The sequence below is a fragment of the Yersinia canariae genome (assembly GCF_009831415.1).
Classification (GTDB): Bacteria; Pseudomonadota; Gammaproteobacteria; order Enterobacterales; family Enterobacteriaceae; genus Yersinia; species Yersinia canariae.
In genome coordinates, this window is sequence record NZ_CP043727.1 from 1,755,024 (window position 1) to 1,773,502 (window position 18,479).

An 18,479-nucleotide genomic window follows, 5' to 3' on the forward strand; every position below is an offset into this window, starting at 1 on the left:
GGAGAGCACGCTGAGTGAATGATGTCATTCCCCGCCCGCAGCCAAAATCCCAGAAGGTGTTTACTCCCTTGTTGGAGATTCGCAATTTAACTAAATCATTTGATGGTCAAGCTGCTGTCGATGATGTCAATTTGACCATCTACAAAGGTGAGATTTTTGCGCTGTTGGGGGCTTCAGGTTGTGGGAAATCCACCCTGCTGCGTATGTTGGCCGGTTTTGAACAGCCGACGCAGGGGCAAATTGTCCTTGATGGGCAGGATTTGTCACATGTTCCGCCTTATCAGCGCCCCATCAACATGATGTTTCAGTCATATGCACTTTTCCCGCACATGACGGTTGAGCAAAATATTGCATTTGGATTGAAGCAAGACAAATTGCCTGCTAATGAAATCAAAAGCCGGGTCGCTGAAATGCTGACATTGGTACACATGCAAGAGTTTGCCAAGCGCAAACCGCATCAGTTATCCGGTGGCCAGCGCCAGCGGGTGGCATTGGCGCGGAGTCTGGCGAAACGGCCAAAACTGCTGCTGCTGGATGAGCCGATGGGGGCGTTGGATAAAAAATTGCGCGACCGCATGCAACTCGAAGTGGTGGATATTCTGGAGCGCGTGGGCGCTACCTGTGTGATGGTGACGCATGACCAGGAAGAGGCCATGACGATGGCCGGGCGCATTGCCATTATGAACCGCGGCAAATTTGTGCAAATTGGCGAACCAGAAGAGATTTACGAGCACCCGAATAGCAGATTTAGCGCGGAATTTATCGGCTCGGTGAATGTGTTTGAAGGGGTACTAAAGGAGCGCTTAGATGATGCGCTTGTCATCGAAAGCCCCGGCCTACGCCACCCATTACATGTGGATTCAGATGCTTCCGTTGTTGACGGTGTTCCTGTCTTTGTCGCCCTGCGGCCAGAAAAAGTGATGTTATGTGAACAAGTACCTGAAGATGGGTGCAATTTTGCCGTCGGTGAAGTCGTGCATATTGCCTATCTGGGAGACTTGTCCATTTATCACGTGAAACTGCACAGCGGGCAAATGCTCAGCGCACAACTACAAAATGGCCATCGCTACCGTAAAGGGATGCCCACCTGGGGTGATGAGGTGCAACTGTGTTGGGATGCTGACAGCTGTGTTGTGCTGGGAAGCTGATAATTTAGGACGCTGATAGTTTAGGAAGCTGATCGTTAGGGGAGCTCAATATTGTGATACCAGAATCCACCCGTGGAGCCGCAGAGCCACCGACCCGAGCTATAGGGCCGGTTAAGGCGCTGATTCAACGCCTCCAAATGTCGCATGGCCATAAGTTGGTCATCGGCATACCCTATTTATGGCTATTCCTGCTGTTTATGTTGCCGTTCCTGATTGTGTTCAAAATCAGTCTGGCAGAGATGGCGCGCGCAGTTCCACCTTATACCGACCTGATGACTTGGCTGGACGGCAAGCTGGATATCTCGCTCAATCTTGGTAACTATCTGTTATTGCTTGATGATCCGCTGTATATCGATGCTTACCTGCAATCATTGCAAGTGGCGGCGGTCTCAACATTATGTTGCTTGATTATCGGTTATCCATTGGCTTGGGCTATTGCCCATAGCAAGTCATCCACGCGAAATATCTTATTGCTGCTGGTGATCCTGCCGTCATGGACATCATTTCTAATTCGAGTCTATGCCTGGATGGGGATTCTGAAGAATAACGGCATTCTGAATAACTTCCTGATATGGACTGGAATTATTGACCAGCCGCTGATTATTTTGCACACCAACTTGGCGGTTTATATTGGCGTGGTCTATTCCTATCTGCCTTTTATGGTGTTGCCTATCTATACCGCACTGACCCGACTGGACTATTCGTTGGTCGAGGCGGCATCGGATTTGGGGGCTAAACCGTTTAAAACCTTTGTCAGTGTGATTGTGCCATTGACCAAAGGAGGGATTGTGGCGGGTTCCATGTTGGTATTTATTCCGGCGGTGGGTGAGTTTGTTATCCCTGAACTGCTCGGCGGGCCGGACAGCATCATGATTGGCCGCATTTTATGGCAGGAATTCTTCAATAACCGTGACTGGCCAGTGGCCTCAGCAGTTGCGACGGTTATGTTAGTGCTGCTGATAGTGCCGATTATCTGGTTCCATAAGCACCAGAACAAAGCGGGGGGAGGCTCGGTATGAATAACCTACCGGAGGTGCGCTCGGTCTGGCGTCGGGTTATCTTAATTGTCGGTTATACCTTCTTGTATGCGCCGATGTTGATGTTGGTTATCTACTCATTTAACAGTTCAAAACTGGTGACCGTGTGGGCAGGATGGTCTATCCGCTGGTATATAGAGCTTTTCAATGATTCGGCGATGATATCAGCCGTAGGATTGAGCCTCACTATCGCCACCGCTTCTGCCACCATGGCGGTGGTATTGGGGACGATAGCGGCAGTGGTTATGGTGCGTTTTGGTCGCTTTCGCGGTTCGACAGGTTTTGCTTTTATGCTGACAGCCCCGTTGGTGATGCCCGATGTCATTACCGGCTTGTCATTACTGCTGCTGTTTGTTGCTATGGGGCATGCTATTGGCTGGCCAGCCGAGCGCGGTATGTTCACCATTTGGTTGGCACATGTGACGTTTTGTACCGCCTATGTGACCGTTGTTATCAGCTCCCGTTTGCGCGAGTTGGACCGGTCAATCGAAGAGGCCGCCATGGATTTGGGGGCGACACCATTAAAAGTCTTCTTTGTGATTACGGTTCCGATGATAGCTCCCGCGCTCATCTCTGGCTGGCTACTGGCCTTTACCTTATCACTGGATGATTTGGTTATTGCCAGCTTTGTCGCCGGGCCGGGGGCAACGACATTACCAATGCTGGTTTTTTCCAGTGTCCGCATGGGCGTGAACCCGGAGATAAACGCGCTGGCGACACTTATTTTGCTGGTGGTCGGAATTATCGGCTTAATTGCATGGTGGTTTATGTCTCGTTCGGAAAAACAGCGGTTGCGCGAATTACGCAAAGCTGCCCGTAGCTGATTACCCTTAAAACTGTTAGTCTTTCATCATCTTCTGACGCCGCTTCCAAGCGGCGTTATTGTCAGGGATAACATCAGGTTGCAAAACCCGAACAGGGAGCCGACTGGGCAATATGAGACTGTTATTTTCATCCGAGGCATTTTCATCAGCCACCACCACCCCCGTCCCGGTTTTAATTGCCGGAACGGCCATTATTGCTACCCGTTTCCTCGGTGTCATATTGTTGGTGGCGACGTTGGGTTGGGAAGGCACGGGCAGTTTTATCTATGAAAGCCTGCAAAGCTGGGATTCGGGCTTGATTTTTATTGCCAGTATTTTCATCCTGTTGCTAGAACTGGTTTGTGGTGTGGCGGTATGTTTGCGGCAAAACTGGGCGCGATGGGGTTATCTGGTATGCCAATTGTTGGTCATTGCTTATTTGCTGATGGCATCACTGGATTGGCTGGAGCTGGATGTCGATGTTTTCCGTATCGAGGGTGATACCGGTGCTGAAATCCTGCACAGTTTGCTGCTACAAAAGATCCCCGATGTGGTTATTCTTGGTTTGTTATTTTTCCCCTGGCACCGTTATTTCCGCTCGTCAAAATGAGTGTTTAACGTGACACAGTGCTACAATTCGCCCCCATCAACAGCCTCGGCTGTACATTATTTAATGTCTCAGATTATAACGGTTAATTATTAATGCATTGCGCACAGTATACGGCGGGCACCTGCCGTTCCTGCCAGTGGCTGGATAAACCCTATCCACAGCAACTGGCTGACAAACAACATCATTTGAAAGGTCTGTTATCCGGGCACACAGTCACTCAGTGGCTTGAGCCGGTTTTCGGGCGGGAAAATGCTTTCCGTAATAAAGCCAAAATGGTGGTCAGTGGCAGTGTTGAGCGCCCATTATTGGGGATGTTGCACCGTGATGGGACTCCGGTCGATTTATGTGAATGCCCTCTTTATCCCGCCAGCTTTGCTCCGGTTTTCGCGGTGCTGAAAATCTTTATTGCGCGCGCGGGCCTGACACCTTATAACGTGGCACGCAAGCGCGGTGAACTGAAATTTCTGTTGTTGACGGAAAGCACTTATCGTGGCGAGTTAATGCTGCGCTTTGTGCTGCGTTCACCAACCAAACTGGCGCAGTTACGCGCAGCTCTACCCTGGTTACAGCAACAATTACCGCAACTGGCGGTTATCTCTGCCAATATTCAGCCAGTGCATATGGCGATTTTGGAAGGGGAGCAGGAGGTTGCGTTGACTGAGCAGCAGGCACTGCCCGAAATATTTAATCAGGTGCCGTTGTTTATTCGCCCGCAAAGTTTTTTCCAGACTAATCCGCAAGTTGCAGCAGCACTGTACGCCACGGCGCGCCAATGGGTGCGCGAGCGGGATATTAACAGTATGTGGGATTTATTCTGTGGGGTGGGGGGCTTTGGTTTGCATTGTGCCGATGCTGACACTGAGCTTACCGGCATTGAAATCAGTGCCGAAGCCATTGCCTGCGCCCGCCAGTCCGCGGATCAATTAGGGTTAAGAAAGGTCAATTTTGCCGCGTTGGATTCAACACATTTTGCCACCGCAGAAACACAAGTGCCGCAATTGGTCTTGGTTAACCCGCCACGACGCGGAATCGGTGCCGAGTTGTGTGAATATCTCAGCCAGATGGCACCTGAATTCATTCTCTATTCAAGTTGTAATGCCGAAACAATGGCGAAAGATATCAATCTTTTAGCGGATTATCACATTGAGCGCGTGCAGTTGTTTGATATGTTCCCGCATACAGCTCACTATGAAGTTTTATCCTTACTTATTAAGCGCTAAACCCAAAGTAATTGGCGTTGCAGGTAGGCAGCCAACAAACGAATCCCGATGAACTTACACAGGTAAGTGATTCGGGTTCGTGAGTGCAGCGAACACCCCTGCAACGTCAAGTACAAAGGGGGGTATTACTGCGGGAACCACTTATCATTGATGGCTTTATATGTCCCGTCAGCTTTCACCGCTTCAATAGCTTTATTCAATTTCTCCAGCAACGCGGTGTTATCGGGGCGTACAGCAATACCCAGCCCAGTACCGAAGTATTGTGGGTCTGTTACATGTTCACCAACTGATGCCAGATTCGGATTGGTTTTCAGCCACTCATTCACTACAGCGGTATCGCCAAACACGCCATCAATACGGCCATTTTTCAAGTCGATAATGGCGTTTTGATAACTGTCATAAGCCACAGTTTGGATTTCAGGGTGCTTATCCTGCAAATATTTCTGGTGTGTGGTGCCGTTTTCCATTCCGATCTTCTTGCCTTTCAGGTCAGCAAAAGAACTGAATTTTCCTTTCGGGGCAATAACAATGGCGGAGTTAGCATAGTAAGGCTGGGTAAATGCCACTTGCTTGCTACGTTCTGGCGTGATGTCCATACCGGAAATGACCGCATCATAACGTTTGAATTTAAGCGCCGGAATCAAGCTATCAAAGGCCTGATTGGTGAAAGTACAGTTGGCTTCCATCTGTTTACATAATGCTTTTGCCAAATCCATATCAAAACCAACAATTTCGTTATTGGCCCCGATGGATTCAAACGGCGGGTAGGTTGCTGAGGCGGCAAAACGGATGGTTTCCGCCGCGGTAGCACTGAAAACCATACCACTTAAAACGGTCGCCAATAGTAACTTTTTCATGCTTAAACTCCTGTTTGAATTCTTTCAATAGAATAAGTTATTACTTATTGATTTTATTATCACTAATGATTTTTCATCGCGATTAATTCGGATGAATGATGTGGATTACATTGCCATCATATGAATTTATATGCAAGTAATGTGATTAAAAATTTAGTTTTTTATTTTTATTGCAGGAAAGATTTTATTACAGGAAAGAATAGAATAGGGCGGGGCAGGGCTGGGTTCACAGGTTTGGTTGACATCAGACTGGAGCAAGTTTCGGGTTGATAGAGTTTCACCGCTATCTTATCTTCGTCACCTCAAGCGCTAAGGGGTTACAAGCGCGTAACCCCATTCCCTGCTGCTCGGTTGAGACTGTGGAGCTAAGATGATGGCAGACAGAAAAGCAACTCGCTCAGCCCTAACAACCGAACTGAGCGTTGTATCCTGTCAATTGAATAGAATCGAACATAATCACCAAGTGGTAAAACTATGCTTAATTGCGCCGCTCAAACGCCAGTGCTCTGCGCTCTACCAAGCGCATCATCAGGGTCAGCAACCCATTCACAACCAGATAAACAAGGCCTGCTGCACCAAAGACCATCACGTCATAAGTTCGGCCGTACATCAGTTGGCTGTAACCCATTACTTCCATCAATGTAATGGTGTAAGCCAGTGAGGTACTTTTGAACACCAAAACCACTTCGTTGGAATAGGAGGAAAGCGCGCGTTTAAAGGCGAATGGCAGCAAGATGCGTAGCGACTGGGCTTTAGACATCCCCAGCGCTTCACAAGATTGCCATTGACCCGCAGGAATGGCTCGGACTGCACCATAAAACAACTGAGTAGTATAGGCCGCACTGTTCAATGCTAGGGCAATCATTGCGCACAGCCATGGTTGCGACAGCAGGTTCCATAACCACGGGTACTCACGAATCGCCGGGAACTGCCCTGGGCCGTAGTAGATCAAAAAGATCTGCACCAACAACGGCGTGCCGGTGAACAGCGTGATGTAGATTTTGACCAGCGGTGTGATGATGGGGGTCTTTAGCGTCAACACAATGGTAAACAGTAAAGACAGCACCAAAGCAACCAGTAAAGACGCAATGGTCAATGTCAGGCTGGTGTGCAGCCCTTTTAATATCTCGGGTAAATATTCCAGCATCAGGATGGGCTCCGTTCAAAACGGGTGGTACGGAGTTCGATCCATTTGAGGACGTATTGGCTCAGCAGGGTCACGACCAGATAAATTACCGCAGCAATCATGTACCAGGTGAAAGGTTCCTGAGTGCGGGTGGCAATGCTTTTCGTTTGCAGCATCAAGTCATTGACACTAATCAGCGACACTAATGCGGTGTCTTTTAATAACACCAGCCATTGGTTGCCCAAGCCGGGTAAAGCATGACGCCACATTTGCGGCATAATCAAACGGAAGAAAATAGCCGCCGGACTCAAACCCAGTGCCTGACCTGATTCCCACTGCCCGATAGGCACAGCTTTCAGTGCGCCGCGCAGCGTTTGCGATGCATAAGCGGAATAGAGCAGGGCGAGGGCGATAACCCCACACAGGAACGGGCTGACCTCAAAATCATCAATATTGAGCTTAATCGGTAACTCAAATAGATAAAGATTTAAGGTAAAACCGTCTGACAGCATCATTAGTAGCTGAGAGGAGCCAAAATAGATAAACAGAACCACCAGAATCTCCGGTAGTCCGCGTAAAATGGTGACCCAGCCAGTTGTCAGGTAACTGACAACCTTCCAGCGCGATGATTCACAGACGGCAAACAACATCGCCAGAACCAGGCCGAGGGCCAGTGCACAAACGGCAAGGCCGACGGTCATGCCGGCGGCGCTTGCTAAAGGTTGAAATTCATTCATGGGGGCTTAAATTACTGCTGGAACCATTTTTTGTAAATTGTCTGATAGGTGCCATCTGCTTTAACTTTCGCCAGTGCAGCATCTAACTTACCCTGTAATTCAGTGTTGTTCTGACGAACGGCAATACCTAAACCAGTACCGAAATAGTCAGTGTCAGTCACTTTATCACCCACTGGAGCCAGTTGGTTGTTCTGCTTGAGCCACTCATTGACCACCGCAGTATCACCGAATACTGCATCCAAACGGCCATTTTTCAGGTCAAGAATCGCATTCTGATAGCTGTCATAAGGCACGGCAGTAATTTCAGGATGTTTATCCATCAGATATTTTTGATGGGTAGAACCGTTTTGCATCCCAACGCGTTTGCCTTTCAGAGCCGCTAAATCCGCCACTTTACCTTTTTCAGCAATAAACAGCGCTGAGTTTTCATAGTAAGGCTGGCTGAAAGCTACTTGTTTTTGGCGCTCAGGGGTGATGTCCATCCCAGAGATGACCGCGTCGAAACGCTTAAATTTCAAGCTTGGGATCAAACTGTCAAAGGCCTGATTAGTAAAGGTACACTCTGCTTGCATCTCTTTACACAGCGCATTAGCCAGATCGATATCAAAGCCCTGCATCTTATTATTGGCATCAATAAATTCGAATGGTGGGTAAGTTGCTTCAGCAGCGAAACGGATAGTTTCAGCGGCAGAGGCAGACAAACTGATACTGGCGAGGACTGCAGCAATTATTAATTTTTTCATCGCAAATTCCCAAATAGATATCAATGTGACAGATAGCTGGCAAAAGCTTCGGTTGTTGGTTGTGTAAAGTGGCTGGCATCGCCTTGTTCAACTACGTGGCCGTTTTCCATGTAAACCACACGGCTGGCCGTTTTACGGGCGACTTCAACCTCATGGGTTACAATCACCTGAGTGATGCCGGTGCCTGCCAATTCACGGATGATGCTGACGATCTGCGCGGTAATTTCTGGGTCAAGCGCCGCGGTAGGTTCGTCAAACAGCAAAACCTGTGGTTCCATCATCAACGCGCGTGCAATTGCCACTCGCTGTTGCTGACCACCGGAAAGGTGCAGCGGAAAGCGATCGGCAAAATCGGTCAAACGCAGACGTGTCAGTAATTTTTGTGCGCGAGCCATGGCTTCATCTTTTGACAGACCCAGCACGCGGCAAGGAGCTTCAATCAGATTCTGTACCACCGTGAGGTGCGGCCATAGATTATATTGTTGGAAGACCATCCCCACATTCTGGCGTAATTCGCGAATAGCTTTCGCGCCCGGAGCCTGGGAAAAATCAAAGTGATTGCCTGCAATCTGCAATGTTCCTGACCGCGGCATTTCCAGCAGGTTAAGTACGCGCAGTAATGAGCTTTTACCCGCACCACTTGGCCCCAATAGCACCAAGGTTTCGCCCGCAGGGCAGTTTAATGTAATGTCGAACAGCGCCTGATGTACGCCGTAGTAACAGTTAATTCCGTTAAGTTGAATACTCATGCGCCAAATCTGAATAGCCAATGATGCGGTGAATGGTAACTTCCACGGCATACTTATGCAATCTTTGTGCGTTAAAATTTATTAATAACCAGACTCGAGAGCAATAAACAGCATAACATCTGGATTTGAATGCTATCCGAGGGAATTTGTCATGCGATGAATAAATCTGACAGAGTAACCGCAGTGTGGGTTAAAAAATAACCAAAACATGAATGTGTTTGCAAATCAAAGTGTACCGGTCTCACTGGAAGAAAACCGGTACAGTTATTTTGAAACTTATAGGATATCGCGGCTGTTACTTTTCACGTCGTCGTTAGTGATCACCCAGCAGTTGGCGTAGGCTGCTGGCTGGGGCAGAAACCCCCATAAAGCGGATATCATCAACAACCCAGCACGTCCCTTCGCGGATCATCAATACTTCGTCTTGCCACATGACGGACTGCCCACCGGCTGATTGGTGTGTCAAATTGACACGCAATGGAATATTCCGGGCATCAGTATTCGGAATGGTTGAAGCACTGGCAACCTCGGCGCTGGTGCTGCCTTCACGCAGGCTGGTGAAAATATCACCGTTAATGTTTTGTGTTGTATTCACTGCTGAAGATGTGCGATTACCCGCTTGTTTTCTGGCCGTTTGAATTTTTTCATAAAGTGCCTGGCTCAGATAAGGGCGAAATTGCGCAGACAAATTGTCATCGGGCAAGCCACTTTTATTGCCGATTTGCTGCACCCGCAGGTCATAGAATTTTTGCGCGACAGTATCCGGCCCGCCGTCAACACAAGGCGCAGTCCGGCTGCTGATATCCTTAAATGCCGGGCTAACGTTGTTGGTACAGGCGCTAAGTAGAATAGCGAGAGGAAGGATCAGGGCAATATTTTTCTTTTTCATATGATGACCTTAAGTGAAAGAATCTGTTATGAAAGTGATTGTGGATATTGACGTTATATTAGTATAAACCTATTTTCCCCCCTGTCTTAGGCCACGATTAATATGTTAAACAGCTAGTTGTTATTAATATTAATCTGAGATTTATATTTTTTGCTGGGCTTGCCTTGTAAATCGCTAATCCCTGCGGATGAATCTTTTCTGGCATAGCTGACAATTTTAGTGGCTGAATTGAGCCGCGCACTACCCGCCATTATTGCCTGATCTTTCCCGCATGCATGGCAAATAGTAGTATTGGCAACATTCATGGAACCACAAAATGGGCATTTTATTTCAGGTAAATGCTGCTTAAGATCTTTTTTAACTATCACACCTAATGGCGCGACATTTGCTGACATTGACCAAACTAAAGCAATCGCCCAGCCGATTAATGTCCATCCAAACAGTAGGTTAACTAAAAAAATAGAACCTGAGCTATTATGTTTGCGTTTTTTCGCAATAATAAAAGGGACAAAATAAAGAATAATAAGTATTAAGTTATTGACAATAAAAGACATGGTTGGACGCCCAGAATTTAATTATTGATTTGATCACTTATCCTTTCAGAGAAAAACCTGTGATGAATAAGTGTTGGCCCACTGATGATAATCATGGGGGCATAAAGGCTAACAGTAATAATGTCGGGTGGATAAAACACCCGACTGGCTAAATCCGGTTATCAGCCACGCAATTTACCATGCTCTTTCAACCAGCGGGCAGTACGGATAATACCTTCATCCAATGACACCTGCGGGCGGTAACCTAATTCTAATTCCGCGCGGTGGGTATCCAGTGTCAGGTCAAAATTGAGTTTGGCGACACCATAATGTGTCAATATGGGTTCTTTTTCGGCTTTATTACTCAGTTTCTCCATGGTTCGGGCCATGATATCCATCATCGGGTAAGGTACTGAGCGAATACGGCATGTCATACCCAGCTCTTCAAGTAGGTGTTGCACGATAGTGCGCAGCGGGCGGGGTTGTTGGTTGGTAATATTATAAGCCCGGCCAGATTGGGTGTTTTGGCTTTGAGTCGCCAGCCACATTGCGTGTACCGCATTCTCCAAATAAGTCATATCCACCAGTGCATTACCGCCGCGGGGCAGTAGCAGGGTGCCATAATATTTAATCATTTGTAGCAGGCGCGGCAGCATCACGGTGTCATGAGGGCCGAACAGGCTTTGTGGGCGCAAAATAGTAAAATGAGTCTGGGGATTGGATAGCGCTAATTGCTGAATAACCTCTTCTCCCGCGGCTTTACTGCGGGCGAACTCATTGGCAAAACGTGCCGGGCGGAAGTCTTCCTGAATATTACGGTGGTGGTGATAATCAAAATAGATGGCAGGGGAGGAAATATGAATGAAGTTCTCCACGCCATAAGCGGCGGCCCATTCCCCCAAGCGCCGCGTAGCCCGGACGTTTGCCTGCTCAAAAGCTTGCTCGGTGCCCCATGGCGAGGTAAAACTGGAGCAATGCCACAGAGTATCAACATCGGCCAGCATGGCTTTTGCCTGTGAGGAAACCAGATTCGTCAGGTCCGCATGAATAAATTCAGCGCCTATTTTTGTCAATAATGCGCCCATCGCCGGATTATTGCCGGTGGCGATGACTTTGATGCCCTGACGACGGAGATATTCAACGGCATTTCGGCCTAACCCGCAGGTTGCACCGGTGACCAATACCTTCATAGCGAATTCGGTTCCCACCAAAAATCAGAATGCTAGAGCTGTGAATCATTCGCCCAGCAAATAAGATGCCATTCTTCCGTGAAATGCCGCGCTATGCAATCAGAAAGGGCTGACTAAATATCACAAACGTCGCAGTTGGCCGACAAATAACCGTTATTTATCGGCCTGTTGGTTTATCTCACTGCTGCAATTGCGTCTCTGACTTGGCGTCATCCGTGCCGGATGACAGTTTCTTTCCCTGCATCAATTGCTGCTCGCTGTCATATTGTACTGCCAAAGTGGCGATGCGTTTTGCCATTCCCCGGAAAATAAACAGGTGTGCGGGCATCATCACAAACCAATACAGTAATCCGTTAAAGCCCGCCGGATGCCACCATGCGCGAACATCAAAGCTACGCCGCCCGCCCAACTCTTTGATAGTAAAGGTTAGTCGCCCAAGGCCCGGCGCTTTCATGCCGAACATCATGGCCAACTGACGTAATGGTTTGAGGGTAATAACTTTCCAGCCATCAACCAAGTCACCCAATTCCAGTGTTTCCCGGTCGGGGCGACCATAAACGACTCTGCCACCGGCAATATCATCCATCCAGGCGCGGATTTTCCATAACGGATTGCCATAGAAATAACCTTCTTTGCCGCCAATTTGCTGAACCACATGCCACAGCGCTTCGCTGGACGCGGAGGTATAAAGTTGGCAACCGGCCTGTTTAGGGTAAAAACCGTAACCTGGCCGCCAACGGGCGCGCGCTTCGGGGTCATAACCCCAGTCCGGCGAATCCACCACTTCATCTTCGCGGCGCAATGTCTCTTTTACAGCGTCATCAAAACTTGTCAGCTGTTGAGGGATAAGTGCTTGTAAAGCTTGACCATCAGCCGGTAAATCGTGATTCAGCCCTTCAATTAATGCGCTGGCAATGGGCGTTGGCACCGAGGTGACCATATTGATGAAATAAACCGAGATAAAGCGGGTAGGGAGTGGAATAGGGACAAGCCAGCGCCGTTTGCCGCTGATAGCAATAAATCGCTCGAACATTGTTTGATAGCTAATATATTCAGGCCCGGCGACATCAAAAATGCGGCTTTCTGCTGCGGGATGATTGAGCAATTCCATCAGGTAAACCAGCAAGTTTTCCAGTGCCACAGGGGATGACTTTGAGCGCACCCAGCGCGGCGGGGTCAGAATTGGCAGGTTATAAACCATGTCGCGCATCACTTCAAAAGCAGCCGAACCTGGGCCGACAATGATACTGGCACGCAGTTCAGTCACCGGAATGCCACTTTGGCGCAGGAGTTCTCCGGTCAGTTTACGGGCAATCAGATGAGGGGAACTGTTATCATTCGGCTGTAATGCACTCAGATAAATGATCTGTTTTACGGACGGGCTCTGTTGGAGCGCGGCTTTCATATTGCTGGCGGCGAGGCGTTCCTGTTCAATCAAATCCTGCCCGTCGCCCATGCCATGTACCAGATAATAAACAATATCAATATCTTGCAAAGCGGCAATCAGGGTTGCGGGTTGGTAAAGGTCGACAAAACGGCATTCAACTTCCGGCCAGGGTTGCTCTTTTAGCCACTCGATACGCCGGGCTGCCGCAGTGACGGCATGCCCTTGCTGGCTGAGTCTTGGCACCAGATGTTGACCAATATAGCCGCTGGCCCCCAGCACTAATATCCGTTGCGGTGTCATGAGCGGTGCTCTGTCAAAAACTCACGCCACAACGCCACGACTTTTTCCAGATCTGTGCGGCTGATATTGATGTGAGTAATCATTCGGGTGATTGGGCCTGCGCTGATTAATACTCCGCGTTCGCGCATCCAAGGGCCAAGTTGGGCGGCGGCTTCGGCAGATTGCTTAATATACAACACGTTAGTTTGAGCGCCCGGTGCCACTATCTCCACATCCAGCGCGCGTAATTGCTGTTCAAGCCAGATGGCATTGTCATGATCATCTTTCAATCGGGCGACATTGTGTTCCAATGCATACAACCCGGCAGCCGCGAGAATCCCCGCCTGACGCATGCCGCCGCCGGTCATTTTGCGCCACCGACGTGCGCGTTTAATGTATTCATCGCTGCCACATAATAAGGAGCCAACGGGTGTTCCCAGCCCTTTCGAGAGGCAAATTGTCAGGGTATCGCAATATTGGCTGATGTCACTCAGGGGGACATTAAGCGCCACCGCTGCATTAAAAATACGAGCGCCATCAATGTGTAACGCCAGTTTTTTCTCACGGGTTAATGCCCATGCCTGTTGCAAATAATGCAATGGCAATACTTTGCCACTGTGGGTATTTTCCAGACTGAGCAGCCGGGTTTGAGCAAAATGGATATCATCGGGCTTGATCGCGGCTAATATTTTATCCAGTGGCAAGGTTCCGTCATCATTCGCATCAATAGGTTGAGGTTGAATACTGCCAAGAACTGCGGCACCGCCGGCTTCATATAGATAGTTATGGGCTTTTTGGCCGACGATATACTCTTCACCGCGCTGACAGTGAGTTAGCAGTGCCACCAGATTCGCTTGTGTGCCTGTGGGCAAGAATAATGCCGCTTCTTTGCCTGATAACAGGGCGGCTTGGGCCTCTAAAGCATTCACCGTTGGGTCGTCACCATACACATCATCACCGACTTCGGCATTGGCCATGGCATTGCGCATGGCGGCATCAGGTTGGGTGACTGTGTCACTGCGTAAATCGATCAGCATAATTTTCTCACGGCTGGAAAAGAGTGACTTCATCATAGCGAGAATATTGAAACAAAAAAGCCCGATAAAAGATTATTTATTTTAAAGAGCGGATTAATCTCGCCACAAAGCTTTATTTGCTGATTTTATTCTGATTTTTATTTAATTCCGTGAGCAATGACTAGCGCTTTATTCACTTTCCCGAGTGTTTCTTCGCGTTTATTAGTGAAAAAACGTTTTTCCAGAATGTTGGCGTCCAACTCGTCATACAACTTTATATGGTGCTTATTGAGAAATGTCTGTAACTGCCCTTTTTCAATACCAAAAATCCAGTGTTCGCCAATACTTTTTATTCCTTCTAAAACTTCTGCTGAACCATATGAGGTGTTTTTTCCGGCAAGGACGTCGGAATAGACATAGTCAAAAATGATTTCACTGCCCGCGGGGGCGCAAATATCGATGGCTGAAAAAATACTGTCCACGGTGCCGGGCGGGAGATACATAATCAGCCCCTCAAGGATAAATAGGCTTTTCCCTTCTTTTTCTGTTGAAAGTTCAGGTAAGACGCTGGACAAATTTTGCTGATTAAAATCAATGGGGATGTAGCGCAAATTAGGGGGGCTGGGAATGCTCAGTTCCTGCAATTTTAATATTTTATTTTTTTGCGATATAGGATGGTCGAGTTCATAAACACAGCTTTGTAATAGTTGATTTTGAAATCTAATAGCTCTGGAATCAAAGCCCGCGCCAAGAATGAAAATGTTGGAGAATTCACTGGCTCGTGACTGAAAGAATTCATCAATATATTTTATCCGGCTAATTAAAAATTCATAACTGCCCGCGGGGATTTGTGGCGAGAGAATATTGCCTGGCATCAAAAATGATTTTTGTGTCATTGAAAAAAAGGACGTCAAAGAGTGTGAAATTAACGATGAGATATAATCATCTGTTTTGTAGTTTTCTCTTTTCTCACGGTAAGACTTTGCTCTGAGTATGCAGATTAACTCAGCGGAGGGCGAGAAATCTGACATGGTGCTTTTTGCCATTTTATTTATCTCCAACACTGATTAGATTTTGCTGTGGTTTACGGCGTCCATTATGGATGAGGATTTAAATAAAACAGCCCCATGCACCGGCTTAATTTTTATCTGTATATGATTGGAAAACTGTTAACTGGATGGGGAAAAGTAATAATTATCTGCCACAGAAGCCGATATAAAACCGGCATCTGTGGCGAGTGACATGAGAATATTCAGTGTAGATTCAATCGTTTTTTATCAGCGCAACCAGTTGGTTTTCGCCAGTTCGACGACTTCATCACCCCGGCCATTAATGATAGCCCTAAGCATATACAAGCTGAATCCTTTGGCTTGCTCAAACTTGATTTGTGGTGGCATCGACAGCTCTTGTTTGGCGGTGACAACATCCACCAACACCGGCCCCGGATGAGCAAAAGCACTTTCCAGCGCGGCATCCAACTCGGAGGCTTTTTCTACCCGAATGCCTTTGATGCCAGCGGCATTTGCAATCGCGGCAAAGTCCGGGTTATGTAAGTCAGTTCCGTCAGTCAAATAGCCACCGGCTTTCATTTCCATTGCAACAAAGCCCAGCACACTGTTATTAAACACCACAATTTTCACTGGCAATTTTAGTTGCGCTAGGGTGAGAAAATCCCCCATTAGCATCGTGAAGCCGCCATCGCCGCATAACGCCACGACTTGCCGGTTCGGGTCAGTTGCTTGCGCGCCGATAGCTTGTGGCATGGCGTTGGCCATCGACCCATGGTTAAACGAGCCGAGCAAACGCCGTTTGCCGTTCATTTCCAGATAGCGCGCGGCCCAGACGGTTGGGGTGCCGACATCGCAAGTGAAAATAGCATCATCCGTGGCATGGCGGCTGATTTGTTGCGCCAGATATTGTGGGTGAATAGGCTGGTTGTCATTGGCGGTGGCCAGGCCGTCGAGGTCTTTGCGAGTGGTGCGATAGTGCTCGAGCGCCTTGTTCAAAAACGTATTGTCATTTTTGGCTTCTAACTGCGGTAATAGCGCACTCAGCGTGGTTTTGATATCACCGACCAGCGCCATATTGACTGGGCAGTGAGCGCCAATGCTTCCGGGGTTGATATCAATCTGGATGATATTTGCATGGGTTGGATAAAATGCGCGGTAAGGGAATTGAGTCCCCAGTAATACCAGAGTATCGGCATTGATCATGGCATGATAGCCCGAGGCGAACCCAATCAGCCCGGTCATTCCCACACTGTATGGGTTGTCCCATTCAATATGTTCTTTACCCCGCAGCGCGTGCACCACCGGGGCTTGCAGCATTTCAGCCAGTTTTACCACTTCATCATGAGCATCCGCGCAGCCACTGCCGCACATTAATGTGATATTTTTGGCCTTGTTCAATATCTCGGCCAATATATTCAGTTCACTCATTGGCGGCTGAACCAGTGGCAGTTTAGGTGTTTGCCACACCACGGCGGCATCTTCGGGGGCGGGTTGTAACGCGATATCACCCGGTAACACAATGACGGAAACACCACGGTTAAGAATGGCTTTGCGCATGGCAATTTCGAGCACGCGAGGTAATTGTTCTGGATTCGAAACCAATTCACAGTAGTGACTGCATTCACGAAACAGTTCTTGCGGATGGGTTTCTTGAAAATAACCGCTGCCAATCTCACTGGAGGGAATATGAGCGGCGATTGCCAGCACCGGGACGTGGTTGCGATGGCAATCAAACAAACCATTAATCAGATGTAGGTTACCCGGCCCGCATGACCCCGCGCAGACCGCGAGTTGCCCGGTAAGTTGCGCCTCCGCTCCGGCGGCGAAAGCCGCGACTTCTTCATGGCGAGTTCCTAGCCACTCGATAGTGCCCATGCGGTGCAGGCTATCACTCAGACCATTGAGTGAATCCCCAGTTACCCCCCAAATTCGCTTAACACCTGCTTGTTCCAACGTTTTTGCGACCAATGTTGCCACGGTTTGCTTCATAGTTGTTCCTTCAAGGATTAATGGCGAGTCATTATTCTATGAGGTCAAAGTATGGCGCGTTTGACAATAATTGCCCCCTAAATGCTGGCAATATACATTTAGGGGGCAGGGGGAAAGTATGGGGCGAAAGGCCTTAGGCCAGTTGGACATCACCTTGGAGTTGGCAACTGCAAGCCAGAACATAACCTTGGGCAATCTCTTCGGGCGTCAGTGTCATGGTGCTGGTTGTGGTGTATTCACCGTGCAGAATGCGAGTTTTACAAGAACCACAAACCCCCGCACGGCAAGCGGCCATGACCGGCACCTGGTGTTGTTCCAGTGCGAATAGCAATGAAGTTCCAACGGGAACTTTCACACTGCGTAGCGGATGGCTGATGGTCATCGTCAGCTCATTGCCCGTATCAATAGCATCGGCTGCGGTGCGAAATTGTTCTTTCTGGAAATGGTCTGCCGGCACGGCATGTTCGCGGCAATATTGCTCAGCCCAATCCATATAAGGTGCTGGTCCGCAAGTCATCACCCGGCGGTGAGTAATATCTGGAGCGGTTTGCTGCATGACGTGAGTATTGAGTCGCCCGGCAATAAACCCCTCCGTCGCCCCGGATTCCGCCATTAATGTCAGTTGTAATTGCTGCGGATAGCGCTGTAACAGCATTTGCCACTCATGGGCAAAAATAACATCCGCAGGCGAGCGGACATTAAAAATAACCCGGATATCTGCTTTTGGGCGCTGCGCCAGCAAATAACGGCACATCGACATCACCGGAGTGACACCGCAACCCGCCGCTAACATCAGGTAGTGGTCATCATCAAAATGGGCGCAGGTAAATTCGCCCTGAGCATCTGATAGCCACAGATAATCCCCCACTTTGACGTGCTGAGTCAGCCATTGTGAGCCTTCGCCAGCGGCTAAGCAGCGCACGGTGAGTTGGATAAAGGGGCTGATGCCGGGGGTAGAGGAAAGTGTATAAGCGCGCAGGGTTTCATCACTGTTACGGATGCTTACCAACGCATATTGCCCTGGCAGATAAGGGTAAAAGTCATGATTGATTAGCCGCAGGCTCCAGACATCCGGTGTTTCTTGCACGATGGAGTGGACTTGCATGCGGTTAGGCGCGAGAGAAGTTGGGCAATCAGTTGGGATAAAATCAGTCAT

At 48.6% G+C, this 18,479-nt stretch carries 18 protein-coding genes; 5 read left to right on the top strand and 13 right to left on the bottom strand.

All coding sequences use genetic code 11. The annotated features are described in order from the left end of the window. The first annotated feature begins 14 nt into the window (after positions 1-14). The 5 genes from potG to rlmC all read left to right on the top strand — a co-directional run bounded on the left by potG (position 15) and on the right by rlmC (position 4,818). Positions 15-1,148, top strand: coding sequence for a putrescine ABC transporter ATP-binding subunit PotG (gene potG / locus F0T03_RS08180; protein ID WP_145552939.1), 1,134 nt, complete (start codon positions 15-17; stop codon positions 1,146-1,148). Between the two features lie 53 nt (positions 1,149-1,201). Then, the gene (potH, locus tag F0T03_RS08185) at positions 1,202-2,167 is read left to right on the top strand and encodes a putrescine ABC transporter permease PotH (protein WP_145552937.1); all 966 of its coding nucleotides are present in this window, start codon (positions 1,202-1,204) and stop codon (positions 2,165-2,167) included. Continuing rightward, positions 2,164-3,009 (top strand): putrescine ABC transporter permease PotI, encoded by an 846-nt coding sequence (gene potI / locus F0T03_RS08190; RefSeq protein WP_159677769.1) that lies wholly within the window; start codon positions 2,164-2,166, stop codon positions 3,007-3,009. Before potH ends, potI begins: the two co-directional genes overlap by 4 nt. Positions 3,010-3,121: 112 nt before the next feature. Then, entirely contained in the window at positions 3,122-3,598 is a 477-nt protein-coding gene (locus F0T03_RS08195; RefSeq protein ID WP_145552935.1) for a YbjO family protein, read from the top strand. A 92-nt stretch (positions 3,599-3,690) separates the two neighbouring features. Next, entirely contained in the window at positions 3,691-4,818 is a 1,128-nt protein-coding gene (gene rlmC / locus F0T03_RS08200; protein WP_145552933.1) for a 23S rRNA (uracil(747)-C(5))-methyltransferase RlmC, read from the top strand. Positions 4,819-4,943: 125 nt separating this feature from the next. Here rlmC and F0T03_RS08205 read toward each other — a convergent pair whose 3' ends face one another. From F0T03_RS08205 to hcr, 13 genes are all read right to left on the bottom strand, one after another. Beyond that, complete coding sequence (locus F0T03_RS08205; protein ID WP_159677772.1) at positions 4,944-5,675, bottom strand: arginine ABC transporter substrate-binding protein; 732 nt, start codon at positions 5,673-5,675, stop codon at positions 4,944-4,946. Between the two features lie 478 nt (positions 5,676-6,153). Next, on the bottom strand, positions 6,154-6,822 hold the full coding sequence (gene artM / locus F0T03_RS08210) for an arginine ABC transporter permease ArtM (RefSeq protein ID WP_145553647.1): 669 nt from the start codon (positions 6,820-6,822) through the stop codon (positions 6,154-6,156). Further along, the gene (gene artQ / locus F0T03_RS08215; RefSeq protein WP_145553645.1) at positions 6,822-7,538 is read right to left on the bottom strand and encodes an arginine ABC transporter permease ArtQ; all 717 of its coding nucleotides are present in this window, start codon (positions 7,536-7,538) and stop codon (positions 6,822-6,824) included. Before artQ ends, artM begins: the two co-directional genes overlap by 1 nt. A gap of 11 nt (positions 7,539-7,549) precedes the next feature. Beyond that, positions 7,550-8,281, bottom strand: a complete 732-nt coding sequence (artJ, locus tag F0T03_RS08220; protein ID WP_145553643.1) for an arginine ABC transporter substrate-binding protein — start codon at positions 8,279-8,281, stop codon at positions 7,550-7,552. 20 nt (positions 8,282-8,301) lie between these two features. Further along, positions 8,302-9,030 (bottom strand): arginine ABC transporter ATP-binding protein ArtP, encoded by a 729-nt coding sequence (artP, locus tag F0T03_RS08225; protein WP_145553651.1) that lies wholly within the window; start codon positions 9,028-9,030, stop codon positions 8,302-8,304. Positions 9,031-9,343: 313 nt separating this feature from the next. Next, positions 9,344-9,919, bottom strand: coding sequence for a lipoprotein (locus F0T03_RS08230; protein WP_159677774.1), 576 nt, complete (start codon positions 9,917-9,919; stop codon positions 9,344-9,346). Between the two features lie 113 nt (positions 9,920-10,032). Next, positions 10,033-10,473 (bottom strand): superinfection immunity protein, encoded by a 441-nt coding sequence (locus F0T03_RS08235; protein ID WP_159677776.1) that lies wholly within the window; start codon positions 10,471-10,473, stop codon positions 10,033-10,035. Positions 10,474-10,634: 161 nt separating this feature from the next. After that, on the bottom strand, positions 10,635-11,642 hold the full coding sequence (locus F0T03_RS08240) for an NAD-dependent epimerase/dehydratase family protein (RefSeq protein ID WP_159677778.1): 1,008 nt from the start codon (positions 11,640-11,642) through the stop codon (positions 10,635-10,637). Between the two features lie 178 nt (positions 11,643-11,820). After that, positions 11,821-13,329, bottom strand: coding sequence for a DUF2867 domain-containing protein (locus F0T03_RS08245; protein WP_159677780.1), 1,509 nt, complete (start codon positions 13,327-13,329; stop codon positions 11,821-11,823). Further along, entirely contained in the window at positions 13,326-14,345 is a 1,020-nt protein-coding gene (gene ltaE / locus F0T03_RS08250; protein WP_159680782.1) for a low-specificity L-threonine aldolase, read from the bottom strand. Before ltaE ends, F0T03_RS08245 begins: the two co-directional genes overlap by 4 nt. A gap of 137 nt (positions 14,346-14,482) precedes the next feature. Then, positions 14,483-15,370: a class I SAM-dependent methyltransferase gene (locus F0T03_RS08255; protein ID WP_159677782.1), complete on the bottom strand. Its 888-nt coding sequence runs from the start codon at positions 15,368-15,370 to the stop codon at positions 14,483-14,485. 231 nt (positions 15,371-15,601) lie between these two features. Beyond that, positions 15,602-17,323: a ubiquinone-dependent pyruvate dehydrogenase gene (poxB, locus tag F0T03_RS08260; RefSeq protein ID WP_159677784.1), complete on the bottom strand. Its 1,722-nt coding sequence runs from the start codon at positions 17,321-17,323 to the stop codon at positions 15,602-15,604. Between the two features lie 133 nt (positions 17,324-17,456). After that, a complete protein-coding gene (hcr, locus tag F0T03_RS08265) occupies positions 17,457-18,479 on the bottom strand; it encodes an NADH oxidoreductase (RefSeq protein ID WP_159677786.1) in 1,023 nt (340 codons plus the stop codon).